The sequence below is a fragment of the uncultured Flavobacterium sp. genome, assembly GCF_963922255.1.
Classification (GTDB): domain Bacteria; phylum Bacteroidota; class Bacteroidia; order Flavobacteriales; family Flavobacteriaceae; genus Flavobacterium.
The window spans coordinates 25,279-51,629 of the sequence record NZ_CAWUIC010000017.1; the positions used below are offsets into that span (position 1 = coordinate 25,279).

Annotated in this window: 24 protein-coding genes; 18 read left to right on the plus strand and 6 right to left on the minus strand. The window is 30.5% G+C overall.

Annotated features, from left to right (window positions below):
- Nucleotides 1-57: 57 nt before the first annotated feature.
- On the minus strand, nucleotides 58-354 hold the full coding sequence (locus AABJ49_RS12490) for an antibiotic biosynthesis monooxygenase family protein (protein WP_338378618.1): 297 nt from the start codon (nucleotides 352-354) through the stop codon (nucleotides 58-60).
- 39 nt (nucleotides 355-393) lie between these two features.
- Nucleotides 394-1,218, minus strand: coding sequence for an SAM-dependent chlorinase/fluorinase (locus AABJ49_RS12495; RefSeq protein WP_338378619.1), 825 nt, complete (start codon nucleotides 1,216-1,218; stop codon nucleotides 394-396).
- 105 nt (nucleotides 1,219-1,323) lie between these two features.
- Here AABJ49_RS12495 and AABJ49_RS12500 point away from each other — a divergent pair, with 105 nt between their 5' ends.
- The 4 genes from AABJ49_RS12500 to AABJ49_RS12515 all read left to right on the plus strand — a co-directional run bounded on the left by AABJ49_RS12500 (nucleotide 1,324) and on the right by AABJ49_RS12515 (nucleotide 5,042).
- Nucleotides 1,324-2,274, plus strand: a complete 951-nt coding sequence (locus tag AABJ49_RS12500; protein ID WP_338378620.1) for a PhoH family protein — start codon at nucleotides 1,324-1,326, stop codon at nucleotides 2,272-2,274.
- Nucleotides 2,275-2,462: 188 nt separating this feature from the next.
- Nucleotides 2,463-3,275 carry an SDR family NAD(P)-dependent oxidoreductase gene (locus AABJ49_RS12505; protein ID WP_338378621.1) on the plus strand — a complete coding sequence of 271 codons (813 nt, stop codon included), beginning with the start codon at nucleotides 2,463-2,465 and terminating at the stop codon, nucleotides 3,273-3,275.
- 183 nt (nucleotides 3,276-3,458) lie between these two features.
- Nucleotides 3,459-3,971, plus strand: coding sequence for a hypothetical protein (locus AABJ49_RS12510; protein WP_338378622.1), 513 nt, complete (start codon nucleotides 3,459-3,461; stop codon nucleotides 3,969-3,971).
- 120 nt (nucleotides 3,972-4,091) lie between these two features.
- Complete coding sequence (locus AABJ49_RS12515; protein WP_338378623.1) at nucleotides 4,092-5,042, plus strand: phosphoribosylaminoimidazolesuccinocarboxamide synthase; 951 nt, start codon at nucleotides 4,092-4,094, stop codon at nucleotides 5,040-5,042.
- A 66-nt stretch (nucleotides 5,043-5,108) separates the two neighbouring features.
- On the opposite strand, the gene AABJ49_RS12520 is transcribed toward AABJ49_RS12515, so the two are convergent.
- Entirely contained in the window at nucleotides 5,109-6,197 is a 1,089-nt protein-coding gene (locus tag AABJ49_RS12520) for a M42 family metallopeptidase (protein WP_338378624.1), read from the minus strand.
- 104 nt (nucleotides 6,198-6,301) lie between these two features.
- Between AABJ49_RS12520 and AABJ49_RS12525 the strand changes: the two genes are divergently transcribed.
- A complete protein-coding gene (locus AABJ49_RS12525) occupies nucleotides 6,302-6,970 on the plus strand; it encodes a DUF4294 domain-containing protein (RefSeq protein WP_338378625.1) in 669 nt (222 codons plus the stop codon).
- On the opposite strand, the gene AABJ49_RS12530 is transcribed toward AABJ49_RS12525, so the two are convergent.
- A complete protein-coding gene (locus tag AABJ49_RS12530; RefSeq protein WP_338378626.1) occupies nucleotides 6,963-7,823 on the minus strand; it encodes an alpha/beta fold hydrolase in 861 nt (286 codons plus the stop codon). The two genes, AABJ49_RS12525 and AABJ49_RS12530, sit on opposite strands and share 8 nt — an antisense overlap.
- Nucleotides 7,824-7,983: 160 nt before the next feature.
- Between AABJ49_RS12530 and AABJ49_RS12535 the strand changes: the two genes are divergently transcribed.
- From AABJ49_RS12535 to lon, 4 genes are all read left to right on the plus strand, one after another.
- Nucleotides 7,984-8,802 (plus strand): M48 family metallopeptidase, encoded by an 819-nt coding sequence (locus AABJ49_RS12535; RefSeq protein WP_338378627.1) that lies wholly within the window; start codon nucleotides 7,984-7,986, stop codon nucleotides 8,800-8,802.
- 60 nt (nucleotides 8,803-8,862) lie between these two features.
- Nucleotides 8,863-10,248: an MFS transporter gene (locus AABJ49_RS12540; RefSeq protein WP_338378628.1), complete on the plus strand. Its 1,386-nt coding sequence runs from the start codon at nucleotides 8,863-8,865 to the stop codon at nucleotides 10,246-10,248.
- 33 nt (nucleotides 10,249-10,281) lie between these two features.
- A complete protein-coding gene (locus AABJ49_RS12545; protein ID WP_338378629.1) occupies nucleotides 10,282-11,040 on the plus strand; it encodes a hypothetical protein in 759 nt (252 codons plus the stop codon).
- 190 nt (nucleotides 11,041-11,230) lie between these two features.
- Complete coding sequence (gene lon, locus AABJ49_RS12550; RefSeq protein ID WP_338378630.1) at nucleotides 11,231-13,684, plus strand: endopeptidase La; 2,454 nt, start codon at nucleotides 11,231-11,233, stop codon at nucleotides 13,682-13,684.
- Between the two features lie 64 nt (nucleotides 13,685-13,748).
- On the opposite strand, the gene AABJ49_RS12555 is transcribed toward lon, so the two are convergent.
- Complete coding sequence (locus AABJ49_RS12555; RefSeq protein ID WP_338378631.1) at nucleotides 13,749-14,129, minus strand: RidA family protein; 381 nt, start codon at nucleotides 14,127-14,129, stop codon at nucleotides 13,749-13,751.
- Nucleotides 14,130-14,171: 42 nt separating this feature from the next.
- Nucleotides 14,172-16,760: a putative LPS assembly protein LptD gene (locus AABJ49_RS12560; RefSeq protein WP_338378632.1), complete on the minus strand. Its 2,589-nt coding sequence runs from the start codon at nucleotides 16,758-16,760 to the stop codon at nucleotides 14,172-14,174.
- Between the two features lie 176 nt (nucleotides 16,761-16,936).
- Here AABJ49_RS12560 and AABJ49_RS12565 point away from each other — a divergent pair, with 176 nt between their 5' ends.
- The 9 genes from AABJ49_RS12565 (at nucleotide 16,937) to AABJ49_RS12605 (ending at nucleotide 26,291) form a co-directional block, all read left to right on the plus strand.
- Nucleotides 16,937-18,070: an N-acetylmuramoyl-L-alanine amidase gene (locus AABJ49_RS12565; protein ID WP_338378633.1), complete on the plus strand. Its 1,134-nt coding sequence runs from the start codon at nucleotides 16,937-16,939 to the stop codon at nucleotides 18,068-18,070.
- Nucleotides 18,071-18,141: 71 nt separating this feature from the next.
- Entirely contained in the window at nucleotides 18,142-19,098 is a 957-nt protein-coding gene (locus AABJ49_RS12570) for an MlaD family protein (protein ID WP_338378634.1), read from the plus strand.
- Between the two features lie 16 nt (nucleotides 19,099-19,114).
- A complete protein-coding gene (locus tag AABJ49_RS12575) occupies nucleotides 19,115-20,419 on the plus strand; it encodes a (Fe-S)-binding protein (RefSeq protein WP_338378635.1) in 1,305 nt (434 codons plus the stop codon).
- Nucleotides 20,420-20,497: 78 nt separating this feature from the next.
- The gene (locus tag AABJ49_RS12580; protein ID WP_338378636.1) at nucleotides 20,498-20,944 is read left to right on the plus strand and encodes a phosphoheptose isomerase; all 447 of its coding nucleotides are present in this window, start codon (nucleotides 20,498-20,500) and stop codon (nucleotides 20,942-20,944) included.
- A gap of 53 nt (nucleotides 20,945-20,997) precedes the next feature.
- A complete protein-coding gene (locus tag AABJ49_RS12585) occupies nucleotides 20,998-21,789 on the plus strand; it encodes a (Fe-S)-binding protein (RefSeq protein WP_338378637.1) in 792 nt (263 codons plus the stop codon).
- 2 nt (nucleotides 21,790-21,791) lie between these two features.
- Nucleotides 21,792-22,391: a hypothetical protein gene (locus AABJ49_RS12590; RefSeq protein WP_338378638.1), complete on the plus strand. Its 600-nt coding sequence runs from the start codon at nucleotides 21,792-21,794 to the stop codon at nucleotides 22,389-22,391.
- A 1-nt stretch (nucleotide 22,392) separates the two neighbouring features.
- Nucleotides 22,393-22,875, plus strand: a complete 483-nt coding sequence (locus AABJ49_RS12595) for an ABC transporter ATPase (protein ID WP_338378639.1) — start codon at nucleotides 22,393-22,395, stop codon at nucleotides 22,873-22,875.
- Nucleotides 22,876-22,935: 60 nt separating this feature from the next.
- Entirely contained in the window at nucleotides 22,936-25,863 is a 2,928-nt protein-coding gene (locus AABJ49_RS12600) for a glycoside hydrolase family 3 N-terminal domain-containing protein (protein ID WP_338378640.1), read from the plus strand.
- Nucleotides 25,864-25,880: 17 nt separating this feature from the next.
- Entirely contained in the window at nucleotides 25,881-26,291 is a 411-nt protein-coding gene (locus AABJ49_RS12605; RefSeq protein WP_338378641.1) for a DUF2007 domain-containing protein, read from the plus strand.
- Nucleotides 26,292-26,351 lie beyond the last annotated feature (60 nt).

Sequence of the window (26,351 nt, forward strand, 5' to 3'; positions counted from 1 at the left end):
TGTTATGCAAAAGTATTATTTAACTTGAAACTCTTAAACAAATTGAAACAAAAAAAACTATTTTAATGAAACTAATTTATCCACACTCCAAGCTTCAGGTTTGTCGCTGAATAGTGCTTTAGTAAATTTCCAAACACCACCAAAAAGCTCAGATTTTCTATAGTTTTCTAAATCCGACTCGTTTTCCCAATAGCTATAGGTAAAGAAAATACGAGGATCATTTTTATCTTGATACAATTCTAGTAAACGGTTTCCTTCAAAATTTCGTATGTGGTTTTTATTTTCTTCAAAATTTTCAAGGAAAGTTTCTATTTTATCTTCTTGAAAACGCATTTTTACTATTCGTACAAACATATTTTTTTAGGTAATGGATTTTGGGTGATTGGTAATGGGTTATTTGAATTTTATGGATACTATGTCTCTAAATTTTAAGCCTAATAGGGAAGTGGCTGAACCCACAGTTTCTGGATTTCCGTTATAAATGGCTATTTCTAAATAACCAGCTTGATTAAAAAGGGCTAAATATTCCCCTTCATAATCTTTTAAAGTTTTGGTTGCTGTAATTTTGAAATCAGCATAACTTGTATTAATTCTATTGATGGTTTTATTTTTGAATTTAATTTCGAAATTTCTGTTTTTAGCTACTTCATCAAATACTTTTTTGGAAATATTGGTAATACAATTGCCAAAGTAATCTATGTAAATAATGTTTCCTTTTATTTCTTCTAGATTTTCTGATATAATTAATGGAGTAGTGTGAAAAGCTTTTAGGGTTTCTATTTCTTTTCCTATTACACTAATGTTTCCACCTTTTGCCAAATGACAAGCTACGGTTGCAAAAACATTCATATCTGATGTTTCAGTCAATCTATCATGAATATTGATTACGGCTATCTTTTGAGCTTTTTTCTTTAAAGTTAGTGTATTTAAAATGCCGTTATCTGCTGTTATAAAGTATTGGTCTTCCCATTGCATTACTATATGTTCAACACCAGTTGCTCGCTCCGAATTAACACAAATAATATGTACCGTATTTTTAGGGAAACTCTTGTAAGCTGCTTCAATAATATAACCTGCATCAAATACATTAAAATAATCAATTTGGTGCGAAATGTCAACAATTTTGGCTTCTAAAAACTGTGATAAAATCTTCCCTTTCAAAGCACCCACATAATGGTCTTTGTATCCAAAATCAGATGTTAGGGTAATTATTGACATAAATTTGTTTATAACTTAAAATAAAACAGACATTATTTTTCTTAAATTTGATTGCAAAGCTAATGTATTTTTTAGCTTACCAAAAATAATTTAAAAAGAAAGCCCTTGAACGAAAGAATCATTGAATTAATCGACATTGCTCCAAAAGAATTTTGGGGAACGCAAGATAACCATCTTGAAGCTATCAAAAAATACTATCCAAAACTAAAAATTGTCGCTCGAGGTACGATTTTAAAGGCCTATGGTGAAGAAGAAGTTTTAAATGAATTTGAAACTCGTTTTAGGCGATTGATGCAGCACTTTACAAGATATAATCGAATTGATGATAACGTTATCCTGCGTGTATTGGAAAGCGATGCACAAGAAACACAAGTCATGGACAGCAAAGATAAAATTTTAGTTCATGGAATAGGAGGAAAGTTGATTAAAGCTATGACACCTAATCAACAAAAACTAGTTGATTTAGTAAATAAAAACGATATGGTTTTTGCCATTGGTCCAGCTGGTACAGGTAAAACATATACTGGAGTTGCTATGGCCGTTAAAGCGTTAAAAGAAAAACAAGTCAAACGAATTATTTTAACCAGACCAGCTGTTGAAGCAGGAGAGAACCTAGGTTTTTTGCCTGGTGACATGAAGGAAAAATTAGATCCTTATATGCAACCTTTGTATGATGCCCTTCGAGATATGTTGCCACCACAAACCCTTGAAGATTATATTTTAAAAGGAATTATTCAAATTGCTCCTTTGGCATTTATGCGAGGACGAACTTTAGATGGTGCATTTGTTATCTTGGATGAAGCTCAAAACACCACTCATAATCAAATGAAAATGTTTTTAACTCGTATGGGAAAAAATGCAAAATTCATGATTACAGGTGATCCAGGACAGGTTGATTTACCAAGAAGAACTATTTCAGGTTTAAAAGAAGCTATTTTAGTTTTAAAAGACATAGAAGGTATTGGAATTATCTATTTAGACGATAAAGACATTGTTCGTCATAGATTAGTGAAGAAAGTTATTGATGCTTATAAGAGTATTGAAAATCACGATTAGAAAAAGAGAATAGAATATAGAATATAGAATATAGAATATAGAGAATAGAATATAGAATATAGAGAATAGAATATAGAGAATAGATATATTTTATTTAATTTATAAAGGAAAGCCAATTATGAAAATGATTGGTTTTTTATTTTATTCATAAATTATTGTATTTTGAGGTTCATTAAAAAATAAAAATATTGAAAACTGTTCTTATAACAGGAGCTTGTGGAGGATTAGGAAATGAAACATCGTTGTTTTTTGCTAACAAAGGTTGGCAAGTAATTGCAACAGTACATCATATAGATTTAGTGGAAGGCTTAAATATTCATTCCAATATAAAGTTTTATCCTTTGGATGTTACTTCAACAGAAGATATTGAAAAAGCTAAGTCTGAAATTTTAAAGGATTATACAACTATAGATGTAATCATTAATAATGCAGGAAAAGGCTACAGAAGTTTTGTAGAGCTTTCAAAAGACGATGAAATAAATTCTATTGTTGATGTAAATTGGTTAGGAGTAGTGAAAGTTTGTAGAGCTTTTATTCCTGTTTTCCGTGAACAAAATTATGGACAATTTATCAATATTTCTTCTGTTGCAGGTTTGGTGAATTTGCCTTTAGGTAACTTTTATCATTCCACAAAGCAGGCTGTTGAAAGTTTTTCTGAATGTATGGCTTATGAATTAATGGATTTAAACATAAGTGTTTGCACCGTTCAATTTGGAAATGTACCTACTAATTTTCAAGCCAATGTAGTGAAGTCAAAACCCACAAAAATTGACCATTATAATGCAATGATGCATAAAATTGATGCCATTTTAGCTAATAAAACCTGCAAGAATCATGATTTAATTGATAAAATTGTATTCAAGTTACATTCAATAGCAGAAAACCCTAAAAAGAGTTTTAGAAGATATACTATTGGTTTTGATGCCAATTTCATGAAATATTTGAGAAGAACTTTGGGATATAGAGTTTTTAATTTTGTAATTAGAAAGAAGGTTTTATAAGCATTAAAATATTTTCTAAAAACACATTCAAAAGTCAGTTATTTCCCTAACTGACTTTTTTTATTGAAAATCAGTTAGGTAGACCATTATGCCTATTAATTCTATAAACTTTGTTTAAAATCTTGTAATTTTTTATTAAAAACCTAACCGACATTTGTATCATTAACTAAAAGAAAAAAAATTATGAAAAAATTATTTTTAATTATCGGATTATTAGGACTGAGTCCTTTATTTGCTCAAGAAACAGAAATCGACATTACTTCAGACAATTCATGGCTAAAGGCTGGTATAACAGCTGGAGTTCCCGTAGGAGACGCAGATGATTACTCGTCATTCAATTTGGGATTAGATTTAAGAGGGCAGTATTTATTTAATCCTAATTTTGCTATTGGTCTTGCTTCTGGTTACAGTCACTATTTTGCAAAAGATGACTTAGAAGATTTTGGAGTAGTTCCACTGGCCGGTTTTTTACGTTATTATTTCACCCCAAGCGGATTGTTTTTTGGTTCAGATGTAGGATATGGATTCCTTACTGGTATAGAAAATAATGATGGTGGATTATATGTTAATCCTCAAATTGGTTATCATAACAGGGATTGGAATATTTATGCCTTTTACCAAAACACATTTGCAGAAAATGATGTTGATTTGCAAACTGTTGGTTTAGGTGTAACCTATAATATTCGCTTTAAATAAGCGGGTTTTGTTTACTTAAGTGGAAAAGGAGGAATTTTTATTTCTCCTTTTTTTATTTTTGATATTGTTTGGCATTAGTAAACAAATTACATTTGCATAACAAACAACACACTACTTTTAATGAACACAATTACGACTACCCATTTCAATTTTCCCAATCAAAAATCCGTTTATCACGGAAAAGTTAGAGAAGTTTATAACATCAATGATGACTTATTAGTCATGATTGCAACCGATAGACTTTCAGCTTTTGATGTGGTGATGCCCAAAGGAATTCCGTATAAAGGTCAAATTTTAAACCAAATTGCTACTAAATTCATGGAGTTAACTTCAGATATTGTACCTAATTGGTTAATTGCAACTCCAGATCCAAGTGTTGCTGTTGGGCATTTATGTGAACCTTTTAAAGTAGAAATGGTAATTCGTGGTTATTTAGCTGGTCATTCAGCAAGAGAATATGCTTTAGGAAAAAGAATGCTTTGTGGTGTTGCTTTACCTGAAGGATTAAAAGAAAACGATAAATTTCCATCACCAATTATTACACCTTCAACAAAAGCGGATAATGGAGAGCATGATGAAGATATTTCACGTGAAGATATTTTAGCTAAGGGAATTGTTAGTGAAGAAGATTATTTGGTTTTAGAAAAATATACTAGAGCTTTATACCAAAGGGGAACTGAAATTGCAGCTTCTAGAGGTTTAATATTAGTAGATACTAAATACGAATTTGGGAAAACAAAAGATGGTAAAATTGTTTTGATTGACGAAATTCATACTCCAGATTCTTCGCGTTATTTTTATGCTGAAGGTTATCAAGAACGACAAGATAGAGGAGAAGCTCAAAAACAATTATCGAAAGAATTTGTACGTCAATGGTTAATTGCCAATGGTTTTCAAGGAAAAGACGGACAGCAAATTCCAGATATGTCAGATGAATATATCGCAACAGTTTCTGAAAGATATATTGAATTATACGAAAATATTCTTGGAGAAAAATTCGTAAAAGCTGATATTTCTAATATTCAAGATAGAATTGAAAAGAATGTTTTGGCTTATTTAAAGGAAATTTAAACACTAATTAAGAAACCACAAATTCGCATATTTAATTTAAAAATCTGCGAATTTGCGGTTACTATTCTATTTAAAATAAGAAAACGTTTCGTTGTTTTCAATCTTCAATAAAGATTCATAAATCAATTTAATTACGTTTTCCACATCTTCTCTGTGAACCATTTCAACAGTAGTGTGCATATAACGTAAAGGTAATGAAATCAAAGCAGAAGCGACACCACCATTGCTATAAGCAAAAGCATCTGTATCTGTACCTGTAACTCTTGAAGAAGCATGTCTTTGAAAAGGAATTTTATTTTCAACGGCTGTATCAACAATCATTTCGCGAAGGTTGTTTTGCGTAGCTGGAGCATAAGCAATTACTGGTCCTTTGCCCATTTTTAAATCACCTTCAATCTTTTTATCAATCATTGGCGTAGTGGTATCGTGACAAACATCTGTAACAATCGCCACATTTGGTTTGATACTTTGTGTAATCATTTCAGCACCACGAAGACCTATTTCTTCTTGAACCGAATTTACAATATATAACCCAAATGGTAATTTCTTTTTATTTTCTTTCAATAAACGAGCGACTTCTGCAATCATAAATCCACCCATTCTGTTATCTATGGCACGACAAATAAATTTATTTTCGTTCAATACTTCAAATCCATCAGGATAAGTGATAACACAACCTACATGGACACCTAAAGCTTCAACCTGTTCTTTAGTTTCACATCCACAATCAATAAAAATGTTACTGATTTTAGCAGCTTCTTCTTTATCTCTATTTCTTGTATGGATGGCTGGCCAACCAAAAACTCCTTTTACAATACCTTTTTTTGTGTGAATATGTACTCTTTTAGAAGGAGCAATCATGTGATCACTTCCACCGTTTCTAATTACATAAATAAATCCATCATCCGTAATATAATTCACATACCACGAAATTTCATCAGAATGTCCTTCAATAACTACTTTGTATTTTGCATCAGGATTTATGATTCCCACTGCTGTTCCGTACGTATCTGTTGTAAATGTGTCAACATAAGGTTTTAAATAATCCATCCAAATTTTTTGACCTTCAGATTCGTAACCGGTTGGAGATGCATTGTTTAAATATTTTTCTAAAAAAGTAAGCGAGGCTTTGTTTAAGATTGATTTTGTACTCATAAAATTTTAAATTTTTGCTAAATTAAGAATTAGTAATTAGACTTACACAATAATTCTATATTTTTGGTCTATTATTTGATTGAATTAACCCAAATAATTATTGCATGAAAAAAATAGCCTACATACTCTTTATTGTTATTCCATTTTTTGGGTTTTCTCAAGAAAAAGATTCTATAGTGACTTCAACGGATACAATTCGTTACAGTATTGAATTAGAAGAAGTTATTTTGACCGAAAATGGAACTTATACTCTTACTGAAGAACAAAAGAAAAAGGCAATTTTAAAACGCAGAGTGTATAAAACTTATCCTTATGCAAAAATAGCTTCTGAAAAATTAGTAGCAATGAATGAAATGATGAGTACATTAAAAACTGAAAAAGAAAAGAAGAAATATTTTAAAATTGTTGAAAATTATTTAACCAATGAATTTGAAGCTAAACTGAAAAAACTATCAAGAAAAGATGGTCAAATTTTAGTAAAGCTAATCAACAGACAAACAGGTAATACCACTTTTGAATTAATAAAAGATTTTAAAAGCGGTTGGAAGGCTTTTTGGTCAAACAATACAGCAAAATTATTTGATATAAACCTTAAAACAGAATACAAACCCTATGATGTTTTGGAGGATTTTACTATTGAGAGTATTTTATTGACTGCTTTTGAAAATCATACTTTACCTCGGCAAGAAGCTAAAATCCCAATAGATTTGACTAAACTTATAGCCACATGGAAAGAAAGAACAAACGAAATAAAAGCAGAAAAAGTTAATTAATAAACTGATTGATTTTTTCAATTACTTCATCGCTCCCTAATATTTTTCGGTGACCAAAACCTTCTGTTAAAAATAAAGTGCTGTTTTTAGAGTGTTTGTGAATGTTTTCAGCACAGTAAACACCAACCTCTACATCCTCTTTATCATGAATAATTAAATGGGGAATGTCAACATTTTGAATTACATAACTTGAATCATAATCGGACATCTTTTCCTTCAATTTATTTTCAAAATAACTAGTTAATTTGGGAGCTAGAGTTGGTTTTAACTCCAATTGATTCACAAAATCATTGACTATATCTGAAATTTTATCACCACTTCCAATAGTCACAATTTTTTTAGGTTTAAAACCTTTTTGCAGAGCATTCATAATAGCCATTCCACCAAGCGAATGCCCAATTGCATATTCAAAAGGGCCACATTTTTTATCAAAAGCCATAATACATTCTATAAATTCAGGCATCATAGAACTTTTACCTTCAGATTTTCCATGAGCAGGGGCATCAAAACTTACAACTCCATATCCTTGAGCAATTAGTGCGTCTGCCACTTTAAACATTTGTGTACCTCTACCAGACCAACCGTGTACTAATAAAACTTTTTTATCACTCTTTCCGTAATGATAAGCTACAACACTTTTATTCAAATTCTCCATAAAAACACTTTCCTGAAAACTATCTGCAATCATGGGTCTTTCTCTTTTAGGAACTTTATGTTTTATTGGTGTAGTAAATAATTTGGCCGCAAATCGAATTGTTAAGGGAGTCGAAATGGCTTGTAAAAATTTTCCGGTATTAATTATGAGACGTGGAATTTCAATTCCTTGATTATTTTTAGAACCTTTATTTGACATTAGTTGTAATATTTAACTGCAAAATTACTATAATTTACTTAGAAGAACGGAAGATTAACGTAGATTTATAAAACTTTATCGAAAAATTATATAATTTAAATGAGGCATAATTTTTGTTCGTATTTTTTTGTATTTTTATACCAATAAACAAAAAAAAATTATGAATAATAGAGTTAAAATCATTTTGGGATTATTATTGTTAATAGTAATTGCTTGTGCAAAAAATCCTTTTACTGGAAAAAGTACAATGGCATTTGTGCCTAATAGTCAAATTTTTCCAATGGCTTTTCAGCAATATGATCAATTTTTAAGTGAAAACAAAGTTGTTAAAGGAACCACAGATGCGAAACGTATTGAAAACATTGGTATGAAGATTAAAACTGCTGCAGAGCGATATCTTACAGCAAATGGAAATGCAGATTACCTTAAAGATTATGCTTGGGAATATAATTTAGTTGATGACCCTACTGTCAATGCTTGGTGTATGCCTGGAGGTAAAATAGTTTTTTACACAGGAATTTTACCTATATGTAAAGACGATGCAGGAATAGCTGCTGTAATGGGACATGAAGTGGCTCATGCTTTAGCTAATCATGGACAACAGCGTATGAGTGCTGGATTATTACAGCAAGTTGGTCAAGTTGGAGCAGCAATTGCAGTAGGTAATAAAAGTGCAGAGACTCAAGCATTAGTAATGCAAGCCTATGGAGTGGGGTCGCAAGTGGGAGGTATGCTACCTTTTAGTCGTTCTCATGAAACGGAAGCAGATGAAATTGGCTTAATATTAATGGCTATTGCAGGATATGAACCCATGAATGCTGTATATGTTTGGGAAAGAATGTCAGCAAACTCAGGAGGCGGTGCACCACCTGAAATCTTGAGTACGCATCCAAGTAATCAATCTAGAATTGATAATTTAACTGCTTTAGTACCAGAGGCAAAAAAAGAAGCAGCTAAATTTGGAGTTACTTTCAAATAGTTTAAAATAAAAATGTATATTCGAAGTCCCATTAATTTGGGACTTTTTTAATATATATCTATGGCAAATTTAGAAAAAGGAAGTAAAAAATTAGGAACCGCTTGGGCATTTTATGATTGGGCAAATTCAGTTTACAATTTAGTAATTTCTTCAGCTATTTTCCCTATTTATTATGGAGCATTATTCAAAATTAAAGGAATCACAACAGTTAATTTTTTAGGTTTTGAAGTCAAAAATACGGCTTTGATTAGTTTTGTAACCGCTTTTGCTTTCTTAGTAGTCGCAATCATGTCACCACTACTTTCTGGAATTGCAGATTTTGCTGGAAACAAAAAACGATTTATGCAGTTTTTTTGTTATTTAGGAGCCTTTTCATGCATAGGTTTAGCTTTTTTTACCTTAGAAAATTTATATTTTGGCGTAACGTGTTTCTTTTTTGGTTTAATTGGATTTTGGGGAAGTTTGGTTTTTTACAATTCCTATTTACCAGATATTGCTTATCCAGAACAACAAGACAACTTGAGTGCTAAAGGATATTCTTTAGGTTATATAGGAAGTGTAATTTTACTTTTGGTGAATTTAGCAATGGTTATGAAACCTGAATGGTTTGGATTTGATCTATCAATTTCAGAAGAAATATTAAAATCAGGCACAGCTTTAGAAATTGAAACTGCCAAAGACACTGTTAGAAATTCAGCCTCATTTAAAGCGATGCAATACTCTTTCATTTCTGTTGGTATTTGGTGGATTGTTTTTAGTCAGTACACGTTTTATTACTTGCCCAAAAACACCATAAAGAATAAGGTTACCAAGAATGTCATTTTCAATGGTTACAAAGAATTAAAAAAAGTTTGGCATCAATTAGAAGAGAATATAGTTTTAAAAAAATATCTGCATAGTTTTTTTGTTTATAGTATGGCAGTTCAAACAGTAATGTTGGTTGCCACTTATTTTGGAGAACAAGAAATAACTTGGACATCAGATAATGAAAGAACAATGGGCTTGATCGTAAGTATTTTAGTGATACAAATAGTTGCAGTTTTTGGAGCTATATTCACTTCAAAATTATCTGAAAAAATAGGTAATATAAAAACGCTTATCATTATAAATTCCATATGGGTTATCATTTGTATCTATGCCTTTTTTGTAGTTTATCCCGTCCAATTTTATGTGACAGCTGCTTTTGTAGGTTTAGTAATGGGTGGCATTCAATCTTTATCGCGTTCCACTTATTCAAAATTTTTACCCGAAACTACAGATTCAACCTCGTTTTTTAGTTTTTATGATGTTGCTGAAAAAATAGGAATTGTCATTGGAATGGGAATATTTGCTACGATTGATCAAATTTCTGGTTCTATGCGAAATGCCATAGTATTTTTAGCATTGTTCTTTATTATTGGAGTTTTTCTTTTAACTAAAGTGCAAAAAGTTGTGGCAAAAAAATAAAAAAGTATATATTTGAAAAAAATTAATTCAAACATGAAAAAATCAATAATTTTTAAAAGTCTAATTGTTTTATTTTCAATTATCTCTTTTGTGTCTTGTGAAACAGAACCTTTAGATCCTGAAATAGATTTAGCTGATTTTCAAAACCCTTCAGATCCAAACAATCCTAATAACCCAAATAATCCGGGTACATCTACGGGTGATTATTGGCCAAGAGCAATTAATAATGAATGGATTTTCCAACAAACAGGAAGTTCAAATATAAGTTATAAGATGGCTGGTACTGATATGTTTAACAATCAAACATATTATCGATTTAATCCAATTTCGGTGAATGGTTCGGTTTCTGCAACAAATGCAGTAGCTTGGCTAAATAAAACAGGTGCAAATTATAATTTAAAATATGATGATATTTCAATTGGTACAGGAGGTTTTACAGGAACTATAAGTGGTTTTGAAGTACTTTTATTGAAAGATGATTTAGCAGTGGGTCAAACATGGACGGGTAGTTATGTTCAAACTACTACTTATACTGGAGTTCCTCCAATTTCTCAAACTACAAATTATACTGGAACTATTTTAGCTAAAGATGTAACTGAAGTTGTGAATGGTGTAACATTTATTAATGTAATAAAATCTAAATTAGATCAAACTACAAGTATTGCTGGTAGTTTAACAGTGACTTCAACAGAATATTGGTTCTCTAAAGATGTTGGACCCATAAAAATAGTTACAACATCTCAAGGAAGTACAGCTTCTGAAGCTATCTTGAGTAGTTATACATTATTTTAATAAAATAAATACATAATAATTGAATCCCGAATAATTCGGGATTTTTTTATGGCATAAAACTTGACTTTATTAAGTGAAGTTATACTACATCAATCATTTAATTGTTGATTTTCAAGGTTTTGTAGTATATTTATTCTGAAAAGAAACTTCAAAAGTAAGAAGTTTAATGACAAAATGACCTAATATAACTATGTCGAAACAAAAAATATTTTCTATTGACAACTTGTCACTACAAGAAATCCAATCTGATGCAGAATTAATTCCATTAATGACTCCAGAAGATGAAGAAGAAATGAATAATGAATCTTTACCAGATGATTTAGCCATTCTACCGTTGCGTAACACTGTTTTATTTCCTGGTGTTGTAATACCGATTACAGCAGGAAGGGATAAATCTATTAAATTAATAAATGATGCCAATGCTAAAGGTAAAATTATTGGTGTAGTAGCTCAAATAGACGAAGATGTTGAAGAGCCAACAGCGAAAGATATTCATAAAGTTGGTACAGTTGCCCAAATTATGCGTGTTTTAAAAATGCCTGATGGAAATACCACTGTAATTCTTCAAGGGAAAAAACGTTTTGAAATAGATACATTCACTCAAGAAGAACCATATTTAAGAGCAACTATTAAAGAAGTTGTAGAAAAACGTCCTGATGCAAATGATAAAGAATTTAATTCGATAGTTGATTCCATAAAAGATTTGGCCATTGAAATCATCAATGAGAGTCCAAATATTCCTTCTGAAGCTACTTTTGCTATCAAAAACATAGATAGTAACCCGTTTTTAATCAATTTTGTTTCTTCAAACATGAATTTGAATGTTAAAGAAAAACAAGACTTATTGCAAATTGGAAATCTAAAAGAAAGAGCATTAGAAACACTTCGTTTCATGAACTTGGAGTTACAGAAATTAGAACTTAAAAATGATATTCAATCCAAAGTAAGAACTGATTTAGACCAACAACAACGCGAATATTTCTTGCAGCAACAAATGAAAACCATTCAAGAAGAATTAGGTGGAGTTTCGTATGAGCAAGAAATTGAAGAAATGCGTACCAAAGCCAAAACGAAAAAATGGAATAAAGATGTTGAAAAACATTTTGAAAAAGAACTTTCAAAATTACAACGTACCAATCCAAATGCACCAGATTTTGGTATTCAACGTAATTATCTAGAATTATATTTAGAATTGCCTTGGGATGAAGTTACTAAAGACAATTTCGACCTAAAAAGAGCTCAAAAAATTATTGATAGAGATCATTTTGGTTTAGAAGATGTGAAAAAACGTATCATTGAACATTTAGCTGTTTTAAAGCTAAGAAATGATATGAAATCACCAATTCTATGCTTATATGGACCTCCAGGAGTTGGAAAAACTTCTATTGGAAAATCAATTGCTGAAGCACTCGGACGTGAATATGTTCGTATTTCATTAGGAGGTTTGCGTGATGAAGCGGAAATTAGAGGTCACAGAAAAACATATATTGGTGCAATGCCAGGTAGAATTATTCAATCTATCAAAAAAGCAAAAACTTCAAATCCAGTATTTGTTTTAGATGAAATTGACAAACTAAGTTCAAGTCATTCAGGTGATCCTTCTTCAGCCCTATTAGAAGTATTAGATCCTGAACAAAACGGAGAGTTTTATGATAACTTCCTAGAAATGGGTTATGATTTATCTAAAGTGATGTTTATTGCAACTTCAAACAGTTTATCAACCATTCAACCGGCTTTGAAAGACAGAATGGAAATCATTAAAATGTCAGGTTACACCATTGAAGAGAAAATAGAAATCGCTCACAAACATTTATTGCCTAAACAATTAAAAGAACACGGTTTAACCAATAAACATTTAGCAATTGGTAAAAGAGAACTAGAAAAAATTGTTGTAGGATATACTCGTGAATCGGGTGTTCGTGGTTTAGAAAAGAAAATTGCAGAAATGGTTCGAAATGCAGCTAAGTCTATAGCAATGGAGGAAGAATATAATGTAAAAGTTACGGCTGATGACATTATTAGAGTGCTGAAATCTCCAAGATTAGAAAGAGATAAATACGAAAACAATGATACGGCTGGAGTTGTTACAGGTCTAGCTTGGACTTCAGTTGGTGGTGATATTTTATTCATTGAATCAATTGTTTCAAAAGGAAAAGGAATAATGACAATGACTGGGAATTTAGGAAATGTAATGAAAGAATCTGCAACTATTGCTTTAGAATACATAAAAGCAAATGCTGCAATCTTAGGCATAAAAGACGAAGTAGTTGCTGCTAATAACATACATATTCATATTCCAGCTGGTGCAACTCCAAAAGATGGACCAAGTGCTGGTATTGCCATGCTAACATCAATGGTTTCTTCATTAACTCAAAATAGAGTTAAGAAAAGTTTAGCCATGAGTGGTGAAATTACATTAAGAGGTAGAGTTTTACCTGTAGGTGGAATAAAAGAAAAGATTTTAGCTGCCAAAAGGGCTGGTATTAAAGAAATCATTTTATGTAATGAAAACAGACCTGACATTGAAGAAATCAATCAAGATTACTTAAAAGGATTAACTTTTCATTATGTTGATACAATGAGTGAAGTCATTGATATTGCAATCTTAAATCAAAAAGCAAAAAACGCTAAGAAATTAGATTAAACTTCTTTTAAAGAATATATTTAAAAACGTTACAGTAGATTTAATTCTGCAGTAACGTTTTTTTTTATTTAATAGCTAACATTGAAATTTCAATATTAACATTTTTTGGCAAACAAGCTACTTGAACTGTTTCACGAGCTGGAGCCGTTTTTTCGTCAAAATAAGTTGCGTAAACAGCGTTTATCCTAGCAAAATCTTCCATATTCATAATAAAAATTGTTGATTTTATTACATTTTCAAAAGTCATCTCAGCAGCTTTTAAAACCGCTTTCATATTTTCCATTACTTGTTTAGTTTCTTCTTCAATTGAGTCTAAAACTAATTCTCCTGTGGAAGGATTAATGGCAATTTGACCAGAAGTATATAACGTATTTCCAACTAAAATGGCTTGATTGTATGGTCCAATAGGAGCAGGAGCTTTGTCTGTGAATATTATTTTTTTCATATATGAACTTGTTTCGGTATCTCTCGATACTTTATTATTATTTTATCTTAAGACTCTATCAGGAACACGGTTTTTATCCCATTTAATATCACTAAGAATTGAAGAACTAATTCCAATATAGAATCCCCAATAAGCATTTGTACCGTAAGGAACCCAATTGAAACTCATTCGCCAACTTTCTAAGTCTCTTTCAAAACGAAATTGTGTAAATGTAACCCCATTTTGAGCAAAATCATAACCCGAAGAAACCCCAACTTTCCATCTTGGAGCTAGTTCAACATTCCCCGAAATCATTAGGGAATTATTACTAATTTCGCTTTGTCTATTACTGTTATTATATGTTAAAGAATAAGCGAATTGTAAATCCCAAGGCAATTTAGTATTGTAATATTCGGTTGATTTATTTTCATCGGTTTTATCCTTATCTTTATCAAAAAGACTTTGTTTATTGTTACTTAGATCAGCACTTCTTCCGAATAAATCATCTGCTCTTCCTCCATTTAATTCGGTTTGAGATTTAGTATTACTATTTCCATCTGCACCACTACTAGTTAAAGAATAATTAATTTGCATATTAGCACTAGTCATTCTAAATAAACTTCCACCATTATTGATGTTGAACGTATTTATTCTTTGTCCACTATTATCAATGGCATAAGGATCAAGATTAGTTCCAAAATTCACATTCATTTTGTCTTTTAAAAATCTCGTTCCACCGTTTATAGACAGAGGTTGTAATGCTAAAGAATCAGCATTCAGATTATAAGATGTGGAAATATTTAAATTACTTAAAAGCATTACTTTTTTTATTTCTTCCTTTCCAGTTATTTTATCTGTTTTTCTCACTTTGGCTTCAATATTATTAGTTAAACCAAATCCAAGACTACTAGAGTTTCCTAATCCAGGTACACCAAATAAGCCACTTTCAAATTTACTATATTCTTGCATGGTAGTACCAGTAGCATCAATAGCATAAGTATCATAATACTGATCAAAACTTGGATTATACCCATAAGAAACTGATGGGCTCATTACATGTCTAATCGCTTGAATTTTTTTATCTTCTCCAAATTCAAACGTTCCATATAAAGTGGTTCCTAAACTTGACGTAAAATTATAAGTTCTATAAGCTGCAAATTCATTTACTCTTGAAGTTATTACTTCATTTTCCGTTGCATCATATTCTTTTCGTACCGTATTAAAAACCCATACCTCATTGAAATTTGTGCTTGCAGAAGCACTAAAATACTTAAATATTTTAAAATTTGTACTTAATGGTATAGTATGTTGAAAGCCCGCAACCCCTGTTTTAAACATTTCGGGTTTAAAAAATAAAGAATCAGTAGTTGAAATTTGATTTTCACCTCTCAAATTATATTGTAAATTAATATTTTGAAGCATTCCTTTTTTTGATCCTGTTTTAGGAGCAAAAGGATAAACCCTATCAACGCTACCTTGAAAAGTAGGTAATGACATGTTTATTTGTTCAGTATTAGTATTTTGAGAGTGTGTAGCTGTTAAAGAAAGATTAACTTGAGGTAAAGTTGGAATTGTCTTGGAATATGAAATTGAAGAAGACAAATTGTTATTTAAAGTAGACCCAATATTTACTAAGTTAAGCGAATTTCTAAAGTACTGACTACTTGAGACATTTACTGAAGCTGAGAATCTCGAATTTGCTGAAGTTTTAGGATCTTGACTATGACTCCATTGGATATTATATTGTTTAGATTTAACATAATCAGGAAAACCTCTTTCGCTTTGGATTTGATTTTCATAGCGAAGATTAACTCTACCATTAAATTTGTAACGCAAAGCATAGCTACTTTCTGCTCGTAAACCATAACTTCCATTGGTATAATAATCTCCTAAAACAGCTAAATCATAGTATTTACTCAATGCAAAATAGTAACCACCATTTTGTAGAAAATACCCTTGTGTATTACTTTGTCCTGGAGTAGGTAAAATAAATCCTGAAATACTTTCCTCTGACATTGGAAAATATGCAAAAGGAATTCCAATGGGTGTTGGAACATCTGCAATAACAAGATTCGTTAAACCCGCAACCACTTTTTTACCGGGAACAAATTTAATTTTTCGAGCAAGAAAATAATATTCAGGATCATCTACATCTTTTGCAGTAGTGAAACGAACATTTTTCATAAAAATGACAGAGTCGTTTTCTCTTTTAGAAACTTCAGCTTTAAAATTAAGTTCACCTTGTTGGGATTTTGAATTCCAGATCATGGCTTTTTTCGATTTAGTATTAAAACGAATCGAATCGGGTTCAATAATATTAGCACCTTGTTTAAAAGAAGGATATTGAGTATAATTTCCTAAAGAATCTTTTAATCGACCAGCATTTACTTCATTAGTTTCATAATTTAACACAATAATACCTGCTTTTAATTCGATATCTTGATAGTAAAGTTCGGCTTCATCATATAAAGTCATCTCTTTTTTTCGTTGATCTATCTTCTCGTAACCTTTAGCTTTACGATTGACAATACCTTCTAAGATGGGTTTCTTTTTCTTTGTAGAATCAACTTTTGTAGCGTCTTTAATTGTTAATAACTCATTGGCATTAACTTGTAAAGGCTCTTTTGTAGTAATCTCTTGCGAAAAAGACACAGTGGTTCCAATTGTTAGAAAAATGGAAAAAAAAACGATATGGATAGTCTTTAAATACAATGCTTTTGTGCTATTTTTGTATAAATGTGGCTTAGTTTTTGAAGGGTCAAACTTACATATATTTTTTTTAAAAATTATAGTGTTAGTAAAATTATAACATTCAATATTTTCAAATTATGAGAATTTTATATTCCAAATCATTTTTTTCAGTAGGAATGCTGTTTTTAGTTTGTATTGGTTATGCCCAAAATACAAAATTTAAAGTTGTTCTTGATGCTGGACATGGAGGGAAGGATTATGGAGCAACATATCATGGTAATGTAGAAAAAAACATTGCTCTTAAAACCGTTTTAAAAGTTGGAGAAATTTTAGAGAAAGATCCAAATGTTACGGTTGTTTATACTAGAAATAAAGATGTTTTTGTGGAATTAGATGACCGAGCAAACATAGCAAATAAATCTAAAGCAAATATTTTTGTTTCTATGCATTGTAACGCTAATGCTAATACTTCTGCTTCCGGAAATGAAACTTATGTTATGGGGATAACTAGAAATGCATCAAATTTAGAAGTAGCAAAGAAAGAAAATTCAGTAGTAACTTTAGAAGATAATTACGAAATTAAATATGAAGGTTTCGATCCAAATTCACCTGAATCAGTTATAGGAATTTCAATTTTACAAGAAGAATATCGAGAATTAAGTGTAGAATTAGCGGCAAAAGTTCAGCAAGCCTTTACAAAAAAAACAACCTTTAGAAATAGAGGTGTCAAAGAAGCTGGTTTTCTTGTATTAAGAAAAATTACCATGCCGAGAGTTTTAATTGAAATGGGTTTTGTATCCAATAAGGAAGAAGGAGCATTTTTGAATTCAGAATCGGGTCAAAATAAATTAGCGGAAGCAATTGCTAATTCAATCTTAGAATATAAAAAAGAATATTTTATTTCTTCTTCAAATTCGACAGATAAGTCAGATGAAAAAGAACAACCTAAAGAAATTGTTGTAAAAAAAGAAGAAACCAAAGTAATTAGCACATCTTCAAGTAAAGACAAAATCGTTTACAAAGTTCAGATTTCTGCAAGTAGTAGAGATTTAGAAACGTCTCCATCGAATTTTAAAGGCTTGAAAAATGTAAGTAAAGAAAAAGGTTCTGTAATTTTTAAATATTATTATGAAGAAGCAATTTCTTATGAAGAGGCTAAAAAGAATTTAGAAGAAGCCAAACAAAAAGGATTTGATTCTGCATTTATTGTAGCTTTTAAAAATGGAGATAAAATAAATATATCAGAAGCCATCAAATATGAAAAAAAATAAATATTATAGAAGCAGTGAAATAAAACTTGGCTTTATAGTTTTTAAATAATAAATTTGCTAAAAAAGATACTTTGAAATTATCAAGAGAAATTAAAACAGCCATATTAGTTATTTCTGCCATTTTATTATTCATTTGGGGATATAGCTTTTTAAAAGGAAAAGACCTTTTAACATCAGACAAGAATGTTTTTGTAGTGTATGACAATATTCTAGGATTAGCACCTTCAGCTCCTGTAACACTTAATGGTTATAGAATTGGTAAGGTTAATAAAATAAAAATTAATCCTGACGGAAAGTTATTGGTTGAACTTCAAATTCATAACGATTTTCCAATTTCTAAATCAAGTGTAGCGGAGATTTATGATTCAGGTTTAGTAGGAGGAAAGGAAATCGCTATTATTCCAAATCTTGAAGACAAATCAGTAATTGCTGATGGAGACTTTTTAAAGCCTTCTAGGAAACTAGGTTTAACGGAGAATATCGCTGAAAAATTAGAACCATTAGAAAAGAAAATTCAGTTATTACTTGATAATGCTAATGTAATGTTAGTAAATATAAATCAAGTATTAGATGCTTCAACACAAGCTAATATTAAAAATAGTTTTGCTGAATTAAATAAAACCTTAATAGAATTTAGTCAATTGTCAAAATCAGCTAATCAGATGATTGCCGAGAATAAAACAAAATTAAATTCAACAATAACTAATTTTGATAAAACATCAGCAAATTTTGCTGCGATGTCAGATTCTTTAGCTAAAGCTAATTTAGGTCAAACCGTTAAGAATCTTGAAAAAACTTTGGCATCTGTAGACAAAATTATGGCTGATATGGAAGCAGGAAAAGGCACTATGGGTAAATTGATGAAAGATGATAAAATGTACAACAACTTTACCGATGCTTCAAAAGAGTTAGAATTATTATTACAAGATTTGCGTTTGCATCCAACAAGATATATAAATGTATCTGTTTTTGGCAAAAAAGAGAAGCCCTACGTTGCTCCTAAAGAAGTAGACTCATCACAAGAATAAAAAAACATCATTTAAAATGAATTATATAGACAATATTTTATTTGCAATCCTATTAGGTGTTGGAATTGGTTATTTTACCACGAATGTAAAAAAGCTAATTCGAAATATTAAGTTAGGTAAGGATGTAAACCGAAACGACAATCCTTCAGCTCGATGGAAAAATATGGCTATGATTGCTCTGGGTCAATCAAAAATGGTGAAGAGACCTATAGCTGGTTTTCTTCATATAATCGTTTACGTAGGTTTTATAATCATTAATATTGAAGTTTTAGAAATTGTTATTGATGGTTTATTTGGAACGCATCGTGTATTTGCTTTTTTAGGAGGCTTTTATGACTTATTAATAGGTTCCTTTGAAGTATTAGCTTTACTAGTATTAGTTGCCGTAATTATTTTTTGGGCAAGAAGAAATGCCATTAAATTAAAACGTTTTTGGAATTCTGAAATGAAAGGTTGGCCAAAAAGTGATGGAAATATTATTTTATATTTTGAGATAGTCTTAATGACATTATTTTTAGTAATGAACGCAACAGACACTCATTTTCAAACCCATCATTCTGGAAATGTAATTTCTCAATTTATAGCTCCATTATTTTCGAGCTTTTCAGTTGAATCTTTACATTTAATAGAAAGAACCGCTTGGTGGCTGCATATTACAGGAATTTTGGTATTTTTAAATTATTTATATTTTTCTAAGCATTTACATATTTTATTAGCTTTTCCAAATACTTATTTTGCTGATTTAAATCCGAAAGGCGAACTAGATAACCTTGAGAGTGTCACAAATGAAGTAAAATTAATGATGGATCCAAGTGCTGACCCATTTGCAGCTCCTTCAAATCCAGATGCTGTTCCGGCTAAATTTGGAGCTAGCGATGTGCAAGATTTAAATTGGGTTCAATTACTTAATGCTTACACTTGTACAGAATGTGGAAGATGTACTTCATCATGTCCGGCCAATCAAACTGGGAAAAAATTGTCTCCTCGTAAAATCATGATGGACACAAGAGATAGATTAGAAGAAGTTGGGAAAAATATGGATGCTAACAAAGGTATTTTTGTACCAGATAACAAATCGTTATTAAACGATTATATCAGTACTGAAGAGTTATGGGCTTGTACTTCATGTAACGCTTGTGTGGAAGAATGTCCTGTTAATATTAATCCATTATCTATCATTATCGATATGAGAAGATTTTTAGTAATGGAACAAAGTGCTGCTCCGATGTCTTTAAATGCTATGATGTCAAATATTGAAAACAATGGTGCTCCATGGCAATACAACCAACAAGACAGATTAAACTGGAAAGACGAAAATTAAAATTAAATTAGGAATATTTTCATAAATGTGAGACTTGGAAATGTTAATATAAATTAGAAACAATTAATTAACAAAAAAATGAAAACAGAAGACCTCGACAAAAACTTAAAAGAGTTAACCATTAATGGTGAAAAATTAAGTCCCATATTGCCCGATGGAATAAAAAATTACCTTATTGATATTGATGGAACCATCTGTGACGATATTCCAAATGAAGAACCAGAAAGAATGGCAACTGCTGAAGTTTACCCAGATGCATTGAAAACATTAAATTCTTGGTATGATGAAGGACATATAATATTTTTCTTTACTTCAAGAACTGAAGATCACAGAAAAATTACAGAAGAATGGTTAAAGAGACATGGCTTCAAATATCATGGCATGTTAATGGGAAAACCTCGAGGAGGAAATTATCATTGGATAGACAATCATTTAGTTAAAGCTACAAGATACAGAGGTAAATTTACCGATTTAGTAGAAAAAGAAGTTACGATTCAGGTTTTTGATGACGAACACCACCAATAGTATTTTAAACAGTTTAGCAGCTTAAAAGTTAAACAATTAAACATATAAATAATATGTCAGAAAATTTAATAGTTCCTACAATGGCAGAAATGCTAGCTCAAGGCAAACAACCCGAAGTATTATTTTGGGTGGGCTGTTCTGGAAGTTTTGATGATAGAGCTAAAAAAATCACTAAAGCATTTGTTAGAATTCTAAATCGCGCAAAAGTTGATTTTGCTGTTTTAGGTACGGAAGAAAGTTGTACCGGTGATCCAGCAAAAAGAGCAGGAAATGAGTTTTTGTTTCAAATGCAAGCTATGATGAACATTGAAGTTTTGAATGGTTATGAAGTTGGAAAAATAGTAACCGCTTGTCCTCATTGCTTCAATACAATCAAAAATGAATATCCTGAATTAGGTGGAAAATATGATGTAATGCATCATACTCAATTTTTGAAATCATTATTAGATGATGGAAGATTAACCATTGAAGGTGGTCAATTTAAAGGAAAACGCATTACATTTCACGATCCTTGCTATTTAGGAAGAGCCAACAATGTTTATGAAGCACCAAGAGATTTAATTGAAAAATTAGACGTTGAATTGGTGGAAATGAAACGTTCAAAAGCCAACGGACTTTGTTGCGGAGCGGGTGGAGCACAAATGTTTAAAGATGCTGAACCCGGAAACAAAGAAGTAAACATTGAACGAACAGAAGATGCTATGGAAACCAAACCTGACATTATTGCTGCTGGTTGTCCGTTTTGTAATACCATGATGACTGATGGAGTTAAAGTAAAAGAAAAAGAAGGTTCAGTAAAAGTATTAGATATTGCTGAATTGATTGCCAATGCTCAAGATTTATAAAAATGAGAAAAATATTCTTTTTATTGCTTTTAACCAACATTTCATTTGCGCAAGTAAATTCTAAAGAAGGTTTAATTGACGTACTTTCTAATCAGACATGTAATTGTTTAAATACAAAGGAGGATTTAACTGAATCTAATTTAGAGTTAACTCTCGGAGTTTGTATAATTCAATCTATTCAAAAAAACAACGTGGATGTAGAAAAATACTTCGGGAAAAATATTCTATCAAATGAGGATAATATGACAGAAATTGCTGAATCCATAGGTGTTAAATTAGCTTTAGAATGTCCAAAATTTACTAATTTAATTAGTAATATGACTTATGAAGACGAAGCAATGGATGAAGAGTATTTATCATTAACAGGTAAAATTGTAACAGTAAATTCTGAACAATTTATGACCTTTAAATTAAAACAAGATTCGGGAAAAACAGTATCTTTTTTAGTTTTAGAAGACTTTGAAAATTCTTATTTATTATTAGATTCATTGATAAAGCCTTCAGATACTGTTGAAATTTCTTACTATGAAGCGACATTATATGATGCTAAAATCAAAAAATTCGTGCCTTATAAAGTAGTACTAGACATAATAAAAAAATAAAATGTATATTCCTTTCGAAGATTTACCAGGTCACTCAAGAATATGGATTTATCAGGCCAACAGAAAATTGTCGGATAATGAAGTTGCTGAAATTACTGAAGCTACAAAAGAATTTGTCAAAAATTGGGCTGCACATGGAACATCACTTGAAGCTTCTTTTTTAATAAAATACAATCGGTTTATTATTTTAGCTGTCAATCAAGATGTTCAAGCTGCCACAGGTTGCTCTATTGATAGTTCGGTGCAATTTATACAGAGTTTAGAAGCAAAGTATGGAATCGACTTGCTTGATAAAATGAATGTTACCTATAAAACTGGAGAATTTATAGCTTTTAAAACTCTAATTGAATTTAAACAATTAGTAAAAAGTAAGTCCGTTTCAGAAAATACAATTGTTTTCAATAATTTAGTCAATACTGTTGAAGAATGGCAAGATTTTTGGGAAGTTCCAGCTAATGAGAGTTGGCATAGTAGATTTTTTTAAAAGATACTTATACAATCATCATTATCACTTTCTTTTAATGATGATTTTTAATTTATACCTATGTTAAAATATAATTTAGTCCTATTATTTATTCTAGTTTCCCTATTTAATTATAATAGACCCATACATTTTTCTGAAAAAGAAAAAATTGAGGTTAAAGATATTTATGAAGAGCAACGATGGATTGATAGTGTCTATAAAAAAATGACTTTTGAAGAAAGAGTTGGCCAACTGTTTATGGTAGCAGCTTATTCAAATAAAGATGAAGCTCATTATCGAAGTATAGATAAATTAGTGACTGATTACAATGTTGGAGGTTTAATCTTTTTTCAAGGTGGACCAGCTCGTCAGGCAGCATTAACGAATAGATATCAAAGTAAAGCAAAAGTTCCATTACTAGTGGGGATTGATGCAGAGTGGGGATTAAGTATGCGTTTAGATTCTACCTATAAATATCCATGGAACATGACTCTTGGAGCAATTAAAGACAATTCGCTTATAGAAAGCATGGGAGAACAAATGGCTGAACAATCAAAGCGTTTGGGCATTAACTTTACGTTCTCACCTGTAGTAGATATCAATACCAATTCAAACAATCCCATTATCGGAAATCGTTCATTTGGTGAAAGCCGTGAAATTGTTACGGAAAAAGCTTTAGCTTATATGACAGGACTTCAAAATAATGGTGTTTTTGCAACAGCAAAGCACTTTCCAGGTCATGGAGACACTTCTTCTGATTCACATCATACCTTACCAACTGTAGCTTTTTCAAAAGCCAGAATTGATAGTGTTGAAATCTATCCTTATAGCAAATTAATTGAAAAAGGATTAGCAAGTGTTATGGTTGCTCATTTAAACGTTCCTAGCATAGAATCACAACCCAATTTGCCTTCATCACTCTCTAGTAAAGTAGTTACAGATATTTTAAAAAAAGATTTAAAATTTGATGGTTTGATTTTTACGGATGCTTTGAATATGAAAGGAGCAAGTAATTTTAAGCAACCTGGAGATATTGATTTAGCGGCTTTTTTAGCAGGCAATGATGTGCTCCTTTTTGCAGAAGATGTTCCAAAAGCTTTGTTAAAGTTTAAAGAAGCTTTTAAAAAGAAAACGCTAACAGAAAAACGTTTGGCATATTCCGTAAAGAAAATTTTAAAATACAAATTCAAAGCAGGTTTAAAAAATTACAAACCAATTGAATTAGAAAATTTATACGAAGATTTAAATAAGGCCGAATACGATGGATTAAACGAAAAATTGTTTGAAAATGCCATTACAACCTTACAAAACAAAGAGCAAATAATTCCAATTACTTCTTTAAAAACAGAGAAAATTGCTTATGTAAAAATAGGAGATGATTCTAGTGACGTTTTTGTCAATTACTTGAATGAATATACCAAAGTTGATGAAATTAAGGAAAGTACTATTGAATTGACTTTAGCAAAATTACAAGAATATACCAAAGTAGTTATAGGTTTTCATAAAGCCGATAACATTTGGAAAAAGAACAGCCCTACATTTGAAGAAATTCGTTGGATTAACTCTATTTCAAAGCAAAAGAAAACGATTTTAACGTTTTTTACAAGACCATATTCATTACCAGCAACTCTAGATTATTCTTCATTAGAAGGTGTAATTATGGCTTACCAAAACAATAATTTTACCCAAAAGATTGTCCCAGAAATTATTTTTGGCTCAACAGCTTCAAAAGGAAGAATTCCAGTTTCAATTAATGAAAATTTTCCAGTAAATTCTGGAATTGATACTAAAGAAATGAAACGTTTAGGTTTCGATATTCCAGAGAACCAAGGAATGGATGGAAGTAATTTATCAAAAATTGATTCAATTGTAAAAATGGCTATTGATCAAAAAATGACTCCTGGAGCACAAGTTGTTATTGCTAGAAGAGGAAAAGTCATTTATCAAAAATCTTTTGGAAATCACACTTATACTGATAATATTCCTGTTCAAGATGATGATTTGTATGACGTAGCTTCTTTAACAAAAATACTTTCAACTTTGCCAAATTTGATGCAAGTATACGATAAAGGAGAAATAACTTTAGATGAAAAATTAGGAAATATGCTACCTGTTTTTAAGGGTTCTAATAAAGAAGATGCAACATTGTTAGATATGTTAACTCATCAAGCTCGCTTTCAACCTTGGGAACCATTTTATGTAAAAACTTTAGACGACACTAAACATCCTAATTCAAAATATTATAGAAAAACCCAATCTAAAGAATTTCCATATAAAGTAGCCGAAAATCTATATCTAAGAAAAGATTTTAACGATACCATCATTAAAACCATTGCAAATAGTAAATTGCTGACATCAAAACAATATAAATACAGTGATTTTTCATTTATTTTACTCAAAGAATATTTGGAACTGAAAACAAAAAAGAAGTTAGATGTTTTAGCGAATGAAAATTTTTATAGTTTAATGGGAATGAATCATACGACTTATAACCCTTTATTAAAATTTCCTTTAAATCAAATCATTCCAACAGAAGAAGATAACTATTATAGATATCAAAGAGTTCAAGGTCATGTTCATGATATGGCTGCAGCAATGCAAGGAGGAGTATCTGGTCATGCAGGTTTATTTTCAAATGCCATTGATGTTGCTAAAATGATGCAAATGTTTTTACAAAATGGAATATACGGTAACAATAGGTTTTTTTCAGAAAAAACAATGAATGCTTTTAATACTTGTTATTTTTGTCAAGAAGACAATAGAAGAGGAGTTGGTTTTGATAAACCACAATTAGGAACAGCTGGTCCCACTTGTGGTTGTATATCTATGACAAGTTTTGGACACACTGGTTTTACAGGAACAATGGCTTGGGCTGATCCTGAAAAAGAAATTGTTTATGTATTTTTATCTAACAGAACATATCCTGATTCTAATGCAGCAAACCGTTTGTCAAAAGCTAATATTCGTGAAAATATTCAGAAAATTATCTATGAAAGTATAAAGGATTAATAATTTTAAATTGCAAAATGAAATTAATCACAATTAAAACTTTTGATAACTATTTTGAAGCTAACCTTTTAAAATCAAAATTAGAAAGTGAAAATATAGTTTGTTACCTTTTTGATGAGACTTTAGTTACATTAAATCCATTATACAATTTAACAATAGATGGTATAAAATTGAAAATTAATGATTTTGATAAAGAGAAAGTAATTGAAATCATCAATGAAATTGAAAGTAAAAATTTTACAAATGATACTGATGATGTAATTTCTTGTCCTAATTGTAATTCAAAAGATTTATATTCAGATTTTAAGTCAATGAAAAGTTTTAAAGGATTTGTGTCTATTTTTTTTTCATTTTTACTTTTCATTTACCCTTTATATTTTAAAAGAGTATATAAATGTAAAAATTGTGATTATGAATTTAATAGATAAATTTTAATTTAATTAATTTTACTTTTTAAACTCTTAACCATATAACCTTTTAACCTATCA